Origin of the sequence: Brevundimonas sp. (assembly GCF_027484365.1) — a bacterium.
GTDB lineage: Bacteria > Pseudomonadota > Alphaproteobacteria > Caulobacterales > Caulobacteraceae > Brevundimonas.
In genome coordinates this window covers 1-15,686 of the sequence record NZ_JAIXTC010000022.1, presented here as the reverse complement: position 1 = coordinate 15,686, position 15,686 = coordinate 1, and the positions used below count along the sequence as shown (strand labels likewise).

The 15,686-nt window shown below is 66.3% G+C and carries 15 protein-coding genes and 1 pseudogene; 9 read left to right on the top strand and 7 right to left on the bottom strand.

Going from position 1 to position 15,686, the window contains the following annotated elements:
* Positions 1-180: 180 nt before the first annotated feature.
* Positions 181-582, top strand: coding sequence for a Ros/MucR family transcriptional regulator (locus Q0044_RS11110; RefSeq protein ID WP_524536173.1), 402 nt, complete (start codon positions 181-183; stop codon positions 580-582).
* A 58-nt stretch (positions 583-640) separates the two neighbouring features.
* On the opposite strand, the gene Q0044_RS11105 is transcribed toward Q0044_RS11110, so the two are convergent.
* From Q0044_RS11105 to Q0044_RS11080, 6 genes are all read right to left on the bottom strand, one after another.
* On the bottom strand, positions 641-1,753 hold the full coding sequence (locus tag Q0044_RS11105) for a DUF2336 domain-containing protein (RefSeq protein ID WP_298162240.1): 1,113 nt from the start codon (positions 1,751-1,753) through the stop codon (positions 641-643).
* Complete coding sequence (locus tag Q0044_RS11100; protein ID WP_298162239.1) at positions 1,750-2,616, bottom strand: hypothetical protein; 867 nt, start codon at positions 2,614-2,616, stop codon at positions 1,750-1,752. The genes Q0044_RS11105 and Q0044_RS11100 overlap by 4 nt, the downstream gene beginning before the upstream one ends.
* A gap of 82 nt (positions 2,617-2,698) precedes the next feature.
* Complete coding sequence (locus Q0044_RS11095) at positions 2,699-3,460, bottom strand: ABC transporter permease (RefSeq protein ID WP_298162238.1); 762 nt, start codon at positions 3,458-3,460, stop codon at positions 2,699-2,701.
* Positions 3,457-4,170, bottom strand: a complete 714-nt coding sequence (locus tag Q0044_RS11090; protein ID WP_298162407.1) for an ABC transporter ATP-binding protein — start codon at positions 4,168-4,170, stop codon at positions 3,457-3,459. The genes Q0044_RS11095 and Q0044_RS11090 overlap by 4 nt, the downstream gene beginning before the upstream one ends.
* A gap of 40 nt (positions 4,171-4,210) precedes the next feature.
* Positions 4,211-5,245, bottom strand: a complete 1,035-nt coding sequence (locus Q0044_RS11085) for an ABC transporter substrate-binding protein (RefSeq protein WP_298162235.1) — start codon at positions 5,243-5,245, stop codon at positions 4,211-4,213.
* Between the two features lie 609 nt (positions 5,246-5,854).
* Complete coding sequence (locus Q0044_RS11080; RefSeq protein ID WP_298162234.1) at positions 5,855-7,675, bottom strand: ABC-F family ATP-binding cassette domain-containing protein; 1,821 nt, start codon at positions 7,673-7,675, stop codon at positions 5,855-5,857.
* 99 nt (positions 7,676-7,774) lie between these two features.
* Here Q0044_RS11080 and Q0044_RS11075 point away from each other — a divergent pair, with 99 nt between their 5' ends.
* The 8 genes from Q0044_RS11075 (at position 7,775) to Q0044_RS11040 (ending at position 15,459) form a co-directional block, all read left to right on the top strand.
* On the top strand, positions 7,775-8,191 hold the full coding sequence (locus tag Q0044_RS11075; protein ID WP_524536172.1) for a YcgN family cysteine cluster protein: 417 nt from the start codon (positions 7,775-7,777) through the stop codon (positions 8,189-8,191).
* A 69-nt stretch (positions 8,192-8,260) separates the two neighbouring features.
* Positions 8,261-11,404, top strand: coding sequence for a PAS domain S-box protein (locus Q0044_RS11070; RefSeq protein WP_298162231.1), 3,144 nt, complete (start codon positions 8,261-8,263; stop codon positions 11,402-11,404).
* A gap of 192 nt (positions 11,405-11,596) precedes the next feature.
* A complete protein-coding gene (locus tag Q0044_RS11065; protein ID WP_298162229.1) occupies positions 11,597-11,878 on the top strand; it encodes a spike base protein, RCAP_Rcc01079 family in 282 nt (93 codons plus the stop codon).
* Positions 11,878-12,762, top strand: coding sequence for a phage head spike fiber domain-containing protein (locus Q0044_RS11060; protein WP_298162228.1), 885 nt, complete (start codon positions 11,878-11,880; stop codon positions 12,760-12,762). Before Q0044_RS11065 ends, Q0044_RS11060 begins: the two co-directional genes overlap by 1 nt.
* Positions 12,763-12,914: 152 nt before the next feature.
* Entirely contained in the window at positions 12,915-14,063 is a 1,149-nt protein-coding gene (locus Q0044_RS11055) for a phage portal protein (protein WP_298162226.1), read from the top strand.
* Positions 14,063-14,290 (top strand): hypothetical protein, encoded by a 228-nt coding sequence (locus Q0044_RS11050; protein WP_298162225.1) that lies wholly within the window; start codon positions 14,063-14,065, stop codon positions 14,288-14,290. The genes Q0044_RS11055 and Q0044_RS11050 overlap by 1 nt, the downstream gene beginning before the upstream one ends.
* Positions 14,287-14,712, top strand: a complete 426-nt coding sequence (locus tag Q0044_RS11045) for an HK97 family phage prohead protease (RefSeq protein WP_298162224.1) — start codon at positions 14,287-14,289, stop codon at positions 14,710-14,712. The genes Q0044_RS11050 and Q0044_RS11045 overlap by 4 nt, the downstream gene beginning before the upstream one ends.
* Before the next feature lie 117 nt (positions 14,713-14,829).
* Complete coding sequence (locus tag Q0044_RS11040) at positions 14,830-15,459, top strand: IPTL-CTERM sorting domain-containing protein (RefSeq protein WP_298162223.1); 630 nt, start codon at positions 14,830-14,832, stop codon at positions 15,457-15,459.
* 117 nt (positions 15,460-15,576) lie between these two features.
* On the opposite strand, the pseudogene Q0044_RS11035 reads toward Q0044_RS11040, so the two are convergent.
* Positions 15,577-15,686: pseudogene (locus Q0044_RS11035) on the bottom strand (IS30 family transposase); the annotation flags it as partial.

Sequence of the window (15,686 nt, the reverse complement as noted above, 5' to 3'; positions counted from 1 at the left end):
CTGAATACAGACCTGCAGGGTTGTTCGACGACTTTCTGATGCATTGAGTTCAGACGCGCATTGCTTTCAGCGCCGAACATCCGTATTTACCGAAACCACAATCGCCACTGTCCGGCAAGATTAGGCAAGGAAAAGCTCGTGGACGCTGCAAGACTGGACGAACGGTCCGAACTTCTGGAAATGACGGCGGACATCGTGTCGGCCTATGTCGGAAACAACAGCGTGTCGGCCAACGACCTGCCGTCGTTGATTTCCAATATCCACGCCGCCCTGTCCCAGGTTTCAACCGGCATTGTCGAGGTCGAGCCCGAGGTCAAGGAACCTGCCGTGCCGATCCGCAAGTCGATCAGCCCGGATTTCCTGATCTGTCTGGAAGACGGCCGCAAGTTCAAGTCGCTGAAGCGCCACCTGCGCACCAAATACGACATGAGCCCGGAAGAGTACCGCGCCAAGTGGGGTCTGGCGAAGGACTACCCGATGGTCGCCCCGAACTACGCCAAGGCCCGTTCTGACCTGGCCAAGCAGATGGGTCTCGGCCAGGGCGGCCGCAAACCGGCCCGCGCGCCCCGCGCCAAGAAGTAGTTTCCGGATCCGGTGAATATCAGACGCCCGTCTCCGCAAGGAGGCGGGCGCTTCTGTTTCAGGCGGCGGTCGCCGTGCCCCGGCGCATCCGCCAGAAACGCAGGGTGCGAAGAGCCGCGTCTCGCTGTAGCTCGGCATAGAGTTTGGCGTAACTGTGCGCCTTGCCCATCGCATTGTCTTCGCCGCCGATGATGACCACGGCGAAGGTCAGGAACAGGGACCGGTCCAGATCGGCCGCCTTGCAAATGACCGCCAGAGCGTCGAGCTCCTTTTTCTCCACGATCTGGCTGGCGGTGTGGAAGTCCACGTCGGCCAGCTGGGCCAGAGCGATCAGGAATGACGTTCGGCTGCCCGAACGGAGGAAACGTGCCAGCATGGTCGGGCTGAGCTGATTGGCCGCCTTGAGCTCCTCCACATAGGCGAGGCATTCGGAGTAGTCGGACGGCAGGGAACCATCCCCGGTCGCCACGCGGGCGCGCCCCGCGGCCAGAGCGCTTTCCAGCAGGGCCGGGTCCATGGCGGCGTTCTGTTCGAGGATCTGCTGGCGTAGCCGGGCCTCGACCACGAAATACATGTCATTCAGCAGGTCGGCGGGCAGGCCCTTTCGCTGGACCGTCGCCTCGTGAAGCGCCGGATTGACCTTGGCGCGTTCAACGGCTGTCTCAGTCGCCGCACGGGACAGGCGGGCCCCGTCGTTGCGGAGCAGGGTCCCGAGGGTCTCGTCGTCGCCACGTTCGACGATGACGTCGGAGACGGCCTCGGACACGCTCGCGCGTTCGGATACTGCCCGCAGGTGTTCCTGACCCTTGGAGCGGACAATGCCGAGCAGATCGTCGTCGGTCAGTACCGTGGAGGCCCGCAGGACAGCCTCGGCAACCGCCACCTCGTCATTGGCGAGCCGACGGATCAGGCCACGCGGGGCGTCGGGTGAAAGTGCGAAACGGGCCGACAGCTCTGCGCGGACGGCGGTCTCCATCTCGGAGGTGAGGTCGCTCAGGACGGAGTCGTAAAGGGCGTCCTCCGCGGCGCTGCGCTGGCCAGCGCCGAAGAAATGTTCAGTCAGCTCGCGCAGCAGGGCGCGGCGTTTCTCGCTTGAGGTTTCCTGGGCCAGCATGACCAGATCAGGCAGGCGCGATCCGGTTTCGACCGGGGCGAAGTCGGGGTCGGTCATGGCAGGCTCGGATCGTTGTTGGGGACGATTCGGCGGCGGCCCTGTGAGTCGCGCGTCTGGGGCTCGTTCTCCGGCGGCTCGGCGAGGTCCAGAGTAACGCTGTCGAAATAGACGGGCTCGGGAAGGGCGGTGGGGTCGGGGCGATGGCCCGCGTCGCGGTGTACCGAATAGTAACGGGCGCCGGATTGACCCGCCTGGACCGAGGCCTCGCCGGCGGGCGCCGGCTGGCTCGGCGCCGTGAGCGCGGCCTGTTCCTGGCCGTCGGTCGGCCCCTGCTGCATCTGGAAGATGCGGGCGTCGCGTCGCGGAGCCATGGGATCGTTCGGATCGGCCGCGGCCGGTTGCGACGTCGGTTGCGACGCCGGGGCCTGGCCTGTCGGGGCGGCGGCCTGGCGCGGGAGACTGAAGACCGGGGCGTCGCGGCGGGGGGCCATGGGGTCGACGGCGGCGCGTTCGACCGGCGTGGACGGCGCGGGGATCGGGGCAGCCATTTCAGTCGTGGCATAGGCCAGCGGGTCTGGCGAGCCGGGCGCATAGGCCGGGACGACCCGGGGGCCTAGCCAGGCGCTTGCGGGGGTCAGGCCGCGAGAGGCAGGAACGGGCGTCGATGTCGGCTGCAGCATGGGACGGTAGGGCGCCTGGGACGGCGCGACCCGACGGGGAATCATGGCTGTACGCGCGCGCGCCTGGACGGCGGCGACATCGGCCGGGGTCGTGCCCGCTGGTCGATTGGCCCACGTCAGGTAGCGTCCCGTCACAGGAGCTGGCTGGGAGGCGGACTGGGCCTCGGCGCCCGACGTCGCGAGGCAGGCGCCGGCCGTCGCCAGAGCCAGGGTCAGGATGCGAGGGGCGCGGTGCGGCAAAGGCGAGGCTCCCGTTCGAGTGGAACGTATCGGGAAGCGTAGGCGATCCCGGCTTAACCCCGCGCTAACAGACGTAAAGACTTCAGGCCTGATTGCGCAGCAGGCGGCGCTCGATCAGCCGCGTAGCGCCATTAAGCGCCAGGCCGAGGATGGCGAGGCAGACGAGGGCGGCGAGGAGCTCGGCGGTGCGCAGGCGGTTCCCCGCCTCAAGCAGACGCCAGGCCAGGCCCTGTGCGGCCCCTGAGCCGGAAACGAACTCGGCCACGACGGCGCCGACCACTGCCTGACCGGCCGCGACTCTCAGGCCTTCGAGGGCGAAGGGGAGGGCTGACGGGAGACGTAGCCGCCAGAGACGTTGCAGGGGCGTGGCGGCATGCAGGTCAAACAGCCGTTCAAGATCCGGATCGGCGGACTTCAATCCGGTCAGGACGCCGGAAAAGATGGGGAAGAAGGCTATTGCGGTGGCGAGGGCGGTGACGGCTCGATCGGCATGGTCAAGGCCGAACCAGATCAGCACAAGAGGCGCTATGGCGACGACCGGCGTGACCTGAAGCGTTACGGCCAGCGGGGCGACAGCGCGCTCCGCCTGTCGGCTGAGGGAAACGCTGACGGCGAGACCGCCGCCGATCAGGGTCGCCACGATCAGGGCCTTGAGCGCCATCCAGAAGGTCTGGAGCGCCGAGCCGGCGAGGATCGCGCCGTTGTCGATCAGGGCGCGGACGACGTCGCTCGGCGGGGGAAGGAAGTAGACCGGCACATGCAGCAGGCGGCAGGCGGCCTCCCAGATCGCCAGCAGGATCGCTGTCAGCGCCAGGGCAGGCATGGCGTCCAGCAGGCGTCTCACGACGTCCGCTCCATGGATTTCGCAAGGGCTTCGGCGAGCGCCTCGACAGCCTCGCGACAGGCAGGCTCGCGGCGCCAGCCTTCAGGCCGGGGCAGGGGGCCGGGCATGGGGAGGTCGGCGACAGTCCGGCCGTCTGCGGCGGACAGGACGACGACCCGGCCAGCCAGATAGGCCGCCTCCTCCACGTCGTGGGTGACGAAGACCACGGCCACGGACCGGTCGGCCCAGAGACGGTGCAGGTCCTCGATCAGGCCGCGCCGGGTGATGGAGTCGAGCGCGGCAAAGGGTTCGTCGAGCAATAGGAGGTCAGGTTCGACCGACAGGGCGCGGGCGAGTGAGACGCGCATGGCCATGCCCCCGGAGAGCTGGCGCGGGTAGGCTGTGGTGCGATCGCCGAGGCCCACGGCGCGGAGGCCGAGGTCGGCGCGGCGGCGGGCGTCGGCGACGGGGGTGCCCGACAACTCAAGCGGCAGGGCGACATTCGTGCGGGCGTCGGCCCACGGCATCAGGGTCGGGTTCTGGAAGACGAAACCCGTGCGATCAGGCTCGCCGATGCGGATCACAGTACCGGACGCAGGGCGCTCGAGGCCGGCGAGGAGCCGAAGCACCGTGGACTTTCCGGCTCCCGAGGCGCCGACGACCGCCACGATCTCGCGTGGACCGATCGTCAGGTCCAGCGGTCCCAGAGCGGCACGGCCGGGATAGTCCATCCTGACGTTCGAAAGGCCGGCGACCGCCGCCCTGCCTTCGTCAGCCACGGCCGGGCAGGAAGTCGTCAGTGAAGGCGGTGCGCCAGCGCAGATCGGCGGGATAAACTCCCGCCTGTGAGGTCACGTCGAAGAAGGCCTGCCATCGCTCGGCCGTCATGGCGCCGAGGCCGTACAGGGCGGCGTCGCCGGAATCGACGATGCCATTCTCGCTGAGTTTGGTCCGGGCCTGGTCAAGGACGTCCTGGGTCATCTCAGGATTGGCCTGTTTGATCAGTGCGTTCGCCGCCGCCGGGTCGCCCCGGATGTAGTCGCGCCAACCTTCGGCCGAGGCTGCGATGAAACTTCGCAGCGCCGCTGAATTGTCACGGGCGAACCCGTCGGGCGACATCACCATGGTAGCGTAGGAGGGATAGCCCTCATCGGCGAGGAGGAAGACGCGGGGTTCGAAGCCCGCCTCCTTCTCGATCGTATAGGGCTCGGAGGTCAGATAGCCCTGCTGCACGGCGCGTTCGTCCGCGAGGAAGGGGGCCGGGTTGAAGTTATACTTACGGACCTGGTCGTCGGTGAAGCCGTATTTGGCCTTGAGCCAGACCCAGAAGGCGGTGATCGAGGCGTCGGCGAGAAGGAAGGGCCTGCCGGCCAGGTCGGCGATGCCGGTCAGGTCAGGGTCCGGATGAGCGATCAGAACCTGGGGGTCCTTCTGGAAGAAGGCGGCTACGGCCTTCACCGGCGCGCCTTCAGCGACAAGGTTCAGAGGGATAAAGCTGTTGGAGCCCATTCCGAGCTCGACGGCGCCGGACGCCAGAAGCTGGGGCACGTTCACACCCGGACCGCCCTGGATGATCTGGACGTTCAGGCCACGGCGCTCATAGGCGCCGGACGCGAGGGCGTGGTAGAAGCCGCCGTGCTCGGCTTGGGCTCGCCAATCCGTTGCGAACCGGATGCGCACCCGGCCCTGGTCGTCGACAGGGGCCTGCGAGTCACCGCAAGAGGCCAGACCTATTGCGGTCACGGCGACGCCACCCGCGAGAACGAGGCGGCGGCTGACGACGGAATGAGTCGTGCGAGGGTGCATGGCCCCAAACTAGGGCCGGAGGGGATGCAAGGGAAGGGAAGCCGCGCCCGAGCCTTTGCTCGCTAAAGCCTGGCCCGGAATTGAGCGAGGGGACGGGAACCCGGTCGAGCCGGTATTCACGTCCCCCCACCAAGTCCGGGTTGGGACTTGGCCATTGAGGTTCAGGGCCTTGGCGTCGGCGCCCGCGAGCGAACCCGGAGGCGGTTGGCTGTATCCTGGCGGCTCCTGTCCGATGGCGTTCCGTCCGGGCTTTTGACCCTCGCGTCGTCCATCGATCCTGGCCTGGTTCTCCATGACCCTTCCCGCTGAAGCGTTCCGTGTCGGGAGCCTGGACCCTGCCCGGTCTTTCCGCCATCGCCCGAAAGCGCCCTTGGAACCCTTGGTCAGAGAGCCGGACCGACCCGCTTGAAACCCCGGTCTCCCTGGATTTCCGCGCCGCCGTGTCCCTCGGCCTAGTCAAGCTCGCTCCAAATGCGGGAGGCAGCAAGAAGGGGGTGCGAGGGGGCTGTGCAGGATCAAGGTGGAGCCGGTGCATAACCGCGTTAACCTCTGTGGACGGACGAGGTTTCTGCTTGCCGATCAGCGTTCTGTCTTGTCCACAGAATCCGCTCAGCCGGTCGTGAGCGCCTCACGTTTGGCTTCCAGCTCGAGCCACTCCTCCTCGGCCGAGTTGAGCTTCTCCTGTGCGGCTTCGAGGGCCTTCATGGTGGAGGCGAAGCCGGAGGGATCGCGGGAGTAGAAGTTGACGTCGTCGAGGCGCTTCTGGTGGGCGGCGATGTCGGCGGGCAGGGTGTGGATCAGGGCGTCCAGTTCCTTGAGTCGGTGCTGGTCCTTGAAGGACAGCTTGCCCTTGGCGGCGGGAACCGGCGGGGGCGCGGGCGTGGTGACGGCTGGTTTTGACGCGGCCGTGCCGGCCGGCTTCGGCTTCAGGAAATCGGGGTTCTGCCCGATGAAGTCGGTCCAGCCGCCGGGGGTCTCGACGATGTCGCCCCGGCCGTTCATGCCGATGGTCGAGGTCGCCAGACGGTCGACGAAGTCGCGGTCGTGGCTGACCAGGATCAGGGTGCCGTCGTATTGCTCAAGCAGCTCTTCCAGCTTGTCGAGCGTGTCCATGTCGAGGTCGTTGGTCGGTTCGTCGAGGACCAGCATGTTGGCAGGCTTGGCCAGGGCGATCGCCAGAAGCAGGCGATTGCGCTCGCCGCCCGACAGGGTCGAGATCGGCTGGCGCAGCTGGGCGTCGGTGAACAGGAAGTCCTTGGCGTAGGCGGCGACGTGCTTGGAGAAGCCGCGCACGATGATCGAGTCGCCGCCGCCGGGCGTCAGGGCGTCCCACAGGGTCATGTCGGACTTCAGGCCGTCGCGGGACTGGTCGAGGTAGACGGTCTCCAGACTGGCTCCGAGTTTGACCGTGCCTTCTGTCGGCTCAAGCTCGCCGAGCATGATCTTGACCAGGGTGGTCTTGCCTGCGCCGTTCGGGCCGACGATGGCCAGTCGGTCGCCGCGAAGGATGCGGCTGGTGAAGGGTTTGATGACGACGCGGTCGCCGAAGGATTTGGTGACGCCCTTGAGGTCGGCGACCAGCTTGCCGGACGTTCCTCCGGAATCGACGCCGAGCTGCATTTCGCGCGGCCGGTCCTTCGCCTGTTCCGCACGTTCGGCGCGCAGGGCGTCGAGCGAGCGGGCCCGACCTTCGTTGCGGCTGCGGCGGGCGGTGATGGAGCTGTAGAAGGTCGCGGTCTCGCGCTCAATGGTCTTGGTCAGCTTCTGGAAGGCGATGGCCTCTTCTTCCATCGTCTTGGCGGCCCATTCGTCGAAGGCGTCGAAGCCCTTGTTCAGGGTGCGGACCTTGCGGCCCTCAAGCCAGTGGCAGGACTGGGTGACGCGGTTCAGGAATGCGCGGTCGTGGGAGACGATCAGGGCGGCGCATTTGGCGTTGATGATCTCCGTCTCCAGGAGCTCGATCGCCATGATGTCCATATGGTTGGTCGGCTCATCCAGCAGCAGCAGGTCCGGCTCCTCGGCGAAAGCCTTGGCGAGGGCTGCCCGCCGGATCTCACCGCCGGACAGGCCCTTGGTGGACTTGTTCGGATCCATGCCGAAGGTCTCGAGCCAGGCTTCCGCCGTCCAGTGTTCGGCGCCGTTCGAGGTGGCGTAGTCCAGCAGGGTGTCGCCCGCGATCAGCGGCTCCTGCGGCACATAGGCGAACTTGACCGCCCCCTGGATCGAACGCGTTCCGCTGTCCGGCTCGATCAGGCCCATGACGACCTTCATCAAGGTGGATTTGCCGGCGCCGTTGCGGCCGACAAGGCAGGAGCGGGTGCGCGGCTCAATGGCCAGGTCGACGCCGTCGAACAGGGGGCGCGGGCCGTCCTGGAGACGGACGTCTTTCAGGGCGACGAGAGGGGGTCTCGGAGACGAGCGGGGGGCCATGGGTGCTTTCGAGAGCCGGGGAGGCTAAGGGGAGGCGTGGATGTAGAACTTACGACCCCCGAACCCAAGCCCTTCTGGCAGACGAAGCGGCTGGACCAGATGACCCGCGAGGAGTGGGAGAGCCTGTGCGACGGGTGCGGACTGTGCTGTCTGATCCGGTTCGAGGATGAGGACACGGGCGAGGTGTTCCCGACCCGGGTCCATTGCAAGTTGTTCGACAGCCAGCTGTGCAGCTGCACCGACTACGCGAACCGCCAGGAGCATGTGCCGGACTGCATCAAGCTGACGCCCTGGAATATTCAGGCGCTGGGTTGGATGCCGAAGTCGTGCGGGTACAGGCGGATCCATGAGGGGCGCGGTCTGGCCGAGTGGCATCCCCTCGTGTCCGGCGATCCGGAGTCGGTGCATACGGCGGGCGTGTCGATCCGCGGGCAGACGATCTCCGAGGAGGCGCTGGCCGAGCCGGAGGACGCCGTGGAGTACGAAGCCGTCGAGTGGCTGGAGGAACGCGGGTGAAACCGGTTACATGATAACCCTTTGTTCGGAAGGGCGGATTAACCCTGATCTTCTTGATGGAGATCGGTCTTGTCCAAGAGTAACTCTTTTGATCGATTGACCGAGCTGGCGGCGGCGATGTTCGACGCTCCGATCGCTCTGATCACGGCCCTTGATGACGAGCGCCAATGGTTCCGTTCCAACCGGGGTTATGGGGAAGATCAGACGACGGCGGAGGAGTCCTTCTGCCGTCACATGATCGGGTCGGAAGCCGGTACGACTCTGGTGGTGGAGGATGCCGCTCTCGACGACCGTTTCGCCGAGAATCGCCTGGTGGTCGTTCAGGGCGTACGATTCTATGCCGGGGCGGTGATCACGACGGCTGACGGAGGTCAGGACGGTGCCGTATGCGTGATCGATACGGTGCCCCGAGCTGCACCCACCGATGCGCAGATTGAGAGCCTCAAGCTGCTGGCGCAGCTGGCAGGCCAGCAGATCGACCATGCCCGTTTGCTGCGGCGACAGTCCAAACAAGCAGCGATGCTCGAAATGGCCGAGGAACTGGCCGGTCTGGGCCGTTGGCGGTTTGATCTCGTCACCGGCAAGGTCGACTGGTCGAACGAAGTCTATCGCATCCATGGCCGCGAACCTGCCAGCTTCGATCCAAGCTATGCCGACGTGCTGGCGGACTATCATCCGGAAGACCGTGAAATCCTGTCCGCCTGCGTTGAACGGGCGATCGCGACCGGTCAGGGCTATAATCTGGAACTCAGGCTGAGCCTGACAAACCGCGGCGAGCGCAGGGTCATTACCCGTTCCGGGACCGAAACCGGCGATGACGGTCGGCCGATCGCCCTGTTCGGCGTCTTTCAGGACGTCACCGACATCGTAAGGACCCGGGAAAGACTTGAGCGCAGTGAGGCGCTGTTCCGCGAGATGAGCGAGAAAGCGACCGACATCATCTCGCGATACGCCCTGGACGGAACCTTCCTTTACCTGTCGCCCTCGGTCGAGACGATCATGGGTTATCGGCCGGACGAGATGGTCGGGCGGAACTGCATGACGTTCATTCCGCCCGAGGAAGCCGTCCGCGTCGAGGCCATCGTTCGAGCCTATGTGAAGGCGGGTCCGGGCACGATCTCCCCGCGCTATGAATATCGGGCAATCCGCAAGGACGGTACGACGATCTGGCTGGAAGCCTCGCCAAGGGCGATCTGGGACGAGGCCGGATGCAAGGTGATCGAGTTCCACGATCACGTCAGAGACATAACCGAACGCAAGGCCGCAGAGCGGGCACAGGCCGAACTGGTCGAGACCCTGGGGATGGCGGAGCAGCTCGGCGGGGTGGGTTGCTGGAAGCTGGATGTCGCCGATGGGAGCGTGACCTGGTCCGACGAGGTCTACCGGATCCACGGCAAGACCCGGGCGACCTTTGATCCTAGCTTTGACGACGCCGTCGGCTGTTACCACCCTGATGACCAGCCTGTGGTCGCCGAGGTCTGCAGGCGGGCGATCGAGACCGGCGAGGGCGGCGGATTCCAGTTGCGACTGATCCGGGAGGACGGCGAGGAGCGGATCGTGACGTCCGAGTGCCGGCCGGAGCGGGCCGAGGATGGGACAACGACCGCATTGTTCGGTGTGTTCCAGGACGTCACCGACCGGGTGCGCAGCCAGCAGCGCATTGAGGCCAGCGAGGCCCGCTATCGCCTGCTCGCGGATCGAGCCAGCGACATCATCGTGACCTATGGCGTCGACGGATTGATCCAGTACATATCGCCGAGCGTCGAGGCGGCGACGGGGATTGCGCCAGGTGATCTGGTCGGACGTCCGGTCACCCATCTGATCCTTGAAGAGGACGTTCAGGCGCTGACCCGGCGGTTCCGCGACATGGTGCGCGCGCGGCCGGGAACCGTCCTTCCGGGGCTCGTCTACCGGGCGCGGATGGCGTCCGGTGAAGTGCGCTGGATGGAGGCAAGGACGACGCTGATCCGGAACGAGGCCGGTCGGGTCGTGGAGTTCCACGACGTGGTGCGCGACATCACCGAGACCAAGCGGCTGGAGGACGAACTGATCGCGGCACGCGACGTGGCCGAGGCTGCGGCGAAGGCGAAGTCCGAGTTCCTTGCAAACATGTCTCACGAGCTGCGGACGCCATTGACCAGTGTCATCGGCTTTTCGGGTCTGTTGCTGTCCAGCGAGGTCCTGCCCGAGGCTGAGCGGCGCTATGCCGACCGGATCGCGACCTCGTCGGAGGCCCTGTTGAGCGTCATCAACGACATCCTCGACTATTCCAAGCTGGAGGCGGATGCCGTCGGACTTGATCCCGTGGCCTTTGATCCGGCGGCGATGGTGCGGGGGGCGGCCTCCATTATCGAGACCCAGTGCGAGGCCAGGGGACTGACGCTGGCGATGACGACATCGGCCGCCCTGCCCGACATGATCATGGGCGATGAGGGGCGGTTGCGGCAGGTGACGCTGAACTTCCTGTCGAATGCCGTTAAATTCACGGCTTCGGGCGAGATCCGACTGGATTTGCGGACGATCGGGGAGCGGCTGCGCGTGTCGGTCACCGACAGTGGTATCGGCATCGCGCCAGAAAAGATCGACGGGCTGTTCGACCGGTTCACCCAGGCGGATGCGTCGACGACGCGGGTCTATGGCGGGACCGGGCTGGGGCTGGCGATCTCGCGCCGGCTGATAGAATTGATGGGCGGGGAGATCGGGGCCGAGAGCCGGCCGGGTGAAGGGTCGACCTTCTGGTTCGAGATCCCGCTCATTGAGGCCGAAGGTGATGTCGGGACAGAGGCGGACTATGCCCTCGCCCTGGCCCCCGGAACCCGGATCCTTCTGGCGGACGACGCGCCGGCGAACCGTGAGCTGGTGCGGATCATTCTGTCGGGATGGGGCGTCGAGCTGGACACGGTCTGTAATGGCGCCGAGGCGGTGGATGCTGCGTCCAGGAGCGACTACGACGTGATCCTGATGGACGTGCATATGCCCGTAATGGACGGGATGGATGCGACGCGGGCCATTCGTGCCCTGGGAGGGGCCCGCGCCGCCTTGCCGATCCTGGCCCTGACCGCCAATGTGCAGCCCGATCAGGTCGAGGCTTGCGCCCGTGCCGGGATGGATGGCCATGTCGGAAAGCCGATCCAGATCAGCGAGTTGATCGCGGCCATCGCCGGGGCTTCAAGGCCGATGATCGAGCAAGACAGAATTTTGGCGGCGAACTGACCTGGGTTCGGCGATACCCATCAACGGATCGTCGAAATCGGCCTTTGGAATCAAGGGCCGGACTTATTTTGAGGCTTTATCCGCGCCTTGTGACGCTGGTCCCCTATAGTTTGGGCAAGGCGGGAAAGGGGACGGGACGGGGCGAGGCTCCGTTGCCCCATACTCGCATAATCCGAAATCAGGGGACCGATCATGCCATCCACTCCGGATGCCTATGCCGCCTTCACGCCGTCGCCCTCGGCGCCGGCCCGCCGTCTGGAGGCCGTGACGCCGGCGGATGGCACAGATCTGCCGAGTCTGGCCAAGGCGCTGTACGTCGGCTCAGCCGGCGATCTGAAGATCGTGCCCGTCGCGTCGCCGGACGGGGAGGCGGTGACCCTCAAGAACCATCCGGTCGGCTATGTCGCCGTACAGACCCGCAGGGTATTGGCGACAGGGACCACGGCGGCGCACATCGTGGCGCTGCTGGACTGATGATCGGCATCGAACTGGGTCAGCCGGCCCTCGTCATGCGCAGGGCGGATCCGCTCCCACTTCTGATCGACGTCATCGGGAACCGGTATGAGAGGGGCTGGGAGATCGCCTCCTCGTTGGACGGCCTCGGCGGATTGAGCTTCGCCCGCTCGGGGGCCGGGACGGCCTTCACCGCAGCGGGCGCCGTTATTCCCTTCGCAACCGGCGTGGCCCGGATCACGGACCGGGGTCTGTTGCTGGAGCCTGCCGCCACGAACCTGTTGCGGCACTCGACCGCGCTTCTGAACCCCGTCTGGCTGGCGGATGCAGGCGCGACCGCCTCCGCCAGCCCCGATCCCGATCCGTCCGGAGGGATGGGTGCTGTCCGGCTGACCCTCAATGGCGGGCTGAAGCAGTGGTATCAACTCGTGTCGGGGGGCGCAGGCCCCTATGTCCTGAGCGCCTTCGTCAGGGCCGTTTCGGGGACGACCAACGTCAGGCTGAATGAAACACACACTACGGGCTATACGCCTTCCGCCAACCTCGCCCTGAACACTCAGTGGCAACGGCTGGTATTCCCTGTGACTGTAACGGGGACCTTGGTGACCGTCTCGTTCATGACGGCCTCAGGGGGCGTGACAGCGCCAGTCGACGCTTGGGGCGTTCAGCTCGAAGCGGGCTCACTCCTCTCCAGCCCCATGATTACGGCAAGCTCGTCGGTGACGCGCGGGGCCGACGTAGCCAACGTCCTCGTGCCTGCCGGGGCGAGTGTCTATGAAGCGACCTACGGGGTCGCAGATACAGTTGTGACTGGTGCCGTTACACCGGGCACCACTTTTGATCTGGTCGGTGGTCGGCCTTGGGTCGGAGTCAACAACGAGTTGAAGCGATTGGTTATGCGCTAAGCACGATGCATTGCAGCATAGGCCCAACAGTCGCGGGCGAAGACTGCATTCCAATCGACGACTAATCCTGACGAACCGGCCAGGGCGATCGGCTGAGCGCGGACAACGAACATTCAAAAGTTGCGACCGGTCGATCCGGTCAGGGAGAGACCATGCCCTTGTTTCCATGGCGGGCCGGCCCAGCCGCGCCCGAGGCGAAGCACAGCCGCGCGGGGCCGCTGATCGCACTGACCGGGGCCGGTCGGGCGCGTTGGACTCCGCGTGACTACGCCAGCCTGGCGCGCGAAGGCTTCAATCGGAATCCCGTGGCCTATCGCTGCGTCCGGATGATTGCCGAAGCGGCGGCCTCGGCGCCGCTGATCGTCTTCTCCGGCGGAGTCAGGGACGACACCCATCCGGCGGCCCGTCTGCTGGCCATGCCCAATCCGGAGCAGTCCGGCGCTGAATGGCTGGAGGGCATCTATGGTGCGTTGCAGACGGCGGGGAACGCCTATGTCGAGGCAGTCGGGGAGGATGCGCCGGCCGAGCTGTGGAGCCTGAGGCCGGACCGGGTCCAGGTCGCGCCGGGCCGGCAGGGCTGGCCCGAGGCCTATGAATATGCGGTCGGCGGACGCTCGGTGCGCATTGTGCGGGAGGCGGACGGCTGGATGCCTGTCATGCACCTGAAGCTGTTTCATCCGACGGACGATCACTACGGGTTTTCACCGCTGGAGGCGGCGGCGTTCGCGATCGATGTGCACAATGCGTCGGGCGCCTGGAACAAGGCGCTGCTGGACAACGCTGCCAGGCCGAGCGGGGCGCTGGTCTTCTCGTCGAAGGACGGCGAACGGCTGACCGAGGCCCAGTTCATGGCACTCAAGGCCGAACTGGGCGACGCGCATGCCGGGGCGGCGAACGCCGGCCGGCCTATGGTGCTGGAGGGCGGGCTGGACTGGAAGCCGATGTCGATGACGCCGGCCGACATGGACTTCATCGCCGGGAAACATGCGGCGGCGCGCGAGATCGCCCTGGCCTTCGGGGTGCCGCCGCAACTGCTGGGGATCCCGGGGGACGCGACCTATGCGAACTATCGCGAGGCCAATGCGGCCTTCTGGCGAGGGACGGTGGTTCCCCTGGCGAGGAAGATGGCCGGGGCGCTGAGTGGCTGGCTGGGCGGACGGTTTGAAGACGTGCGGATCGAACCGGATCTGGACGCCATCCCTGCGCTGCAGCCGGAGCGGGATGCGCTGTGGGCCCGGCTGAACGCGGCGAGCTTCCTGACCGACGAAGAACGTCGGCGGATGGCGGGGGTCGGCGACTGATGGACGATCTGAAGAAGATGGCGACGGCGCTGGCCGTTGCGCTGGCGATCCAGACGATCGGCGGACTGGTGTGGGCCGGTGGTGCGGCGGCGCGGATCGCGACGCTGGAGGCGAGGGTCGGCGAGCAAAGGCTGGTGGCCGAGCGGCTGGCGCGGCTGGAGGAGCAGGGCGTCGCGACACGGGCGGCCGTCGAGCGGATCGAGCGCAAGCTGGAGGGCGGCCGATGACGTCGGTGATCGAAGCCGGGCTGGAGATCCAGGGCCATGCCTCGCTGTGGGGCGTTGCGGATCTGAACGGGGATGTTGTGGCGAAGGGGGCATTCGCCGACAGCCTGAAGCGGACAGGGACGAGCGGGGTGCGGATGCTGCACCAGCACGAGAGTCGGGCCGTGGTCGGGGTCTGGGACGAGGTCGTCGAGGACGACCGGGGCCTGTTCGTCCGGGGCCGGATCGCCGACTGGTCGGCCGAGGCCCGCTATGCCCGGGCGCTGAGCCGGGCGGGGACGCTGGACGGGCTGTCGATCGGGTTCCGGACGGCGAAGGCGCGCAGGGACGGGCGGTTGCGGGTACTGTCGGGCGTGGATCTGTGGGAGGTGTCGCTGGTGACGTTTCCCATGCTGCCGGGGGCGCGGTTTCGGGTCGGGGGGTGATGAGATGCGGTCCCCCGCAGACGGGTGACGTCATCGGAGTTTCACAATTTTCCTGTTTTTTGACGGAGAAGAGGACTCAGCACTCGGCAGTGTCGGGCTGCTCAGGGAGTGCTGGAAATGATCGCCTTCGCCAAACGCGCCTTGCCGGTTCTTGTAGCCGTGGTCGCTCTGTCGCTGGGCTGGACCGCCATCGCCAGCGCGCAGACGATCGTGCAGAACGTCGGCGACACTTCAACGAGTGGAGGACAACCGGGGTTCGGACAGTCTTTCACCGCGACCCTGACGGGAACCGTCACCCAGATTCAGGTTCGACCACGCTCTAATGCGACGGTCACGATGCATTTCTACAGCGGGCCCGGCAGCGGGACAGACGGCAGCGTTGGGACACCCGCCTCGTCCCAGACGGTCAACCTTGTGGACACCGGAAGCAATACCAGCGGCTTTCAGACGATCGTCTTGAGCACGCCCCTGCCGGTCACGGCCGGGCAGCAGTACGCCTTCGTGATCGACCAAACGATTGTGCCTTTCGCGGTGTCATCGAGCAATCCGTACGCTGGCGGGAGCATGCTCGGCATCTACAACAGCCCGTTCGGTGGAGTGAATGGGCCGTTTGACCTGGTCTTCACCGTGACAGAGGTCGCGGCCGCGCCAGTCCCGACGATGAGCGAGTGGATGATGATCCTGCTCGGCCTGATGCTGGCCGGCGGGGCCGCGCTCTACATCCAGCGCCGGCAAATGACAGCCTGACGGTCGGCTTCGCGTCCTGTCGTGCGTGGCATTTGAGGCGTCTCGCTGGTGACGTTTCCCATGCTGCCCGGCGCGCGGTTCAGGGTCGGGGGGCGATGATCGCTTCAGACGGTGGGCTCAACTGATCGCTGCAACACACTCGGCGAAGGTCTCCGCTGGTGTCCGATAGAGCAAGGTCTTTCTGGGTCGTTCGTTGAGCTGCCGGGCGATGGAGCTGAGCTGGGCCT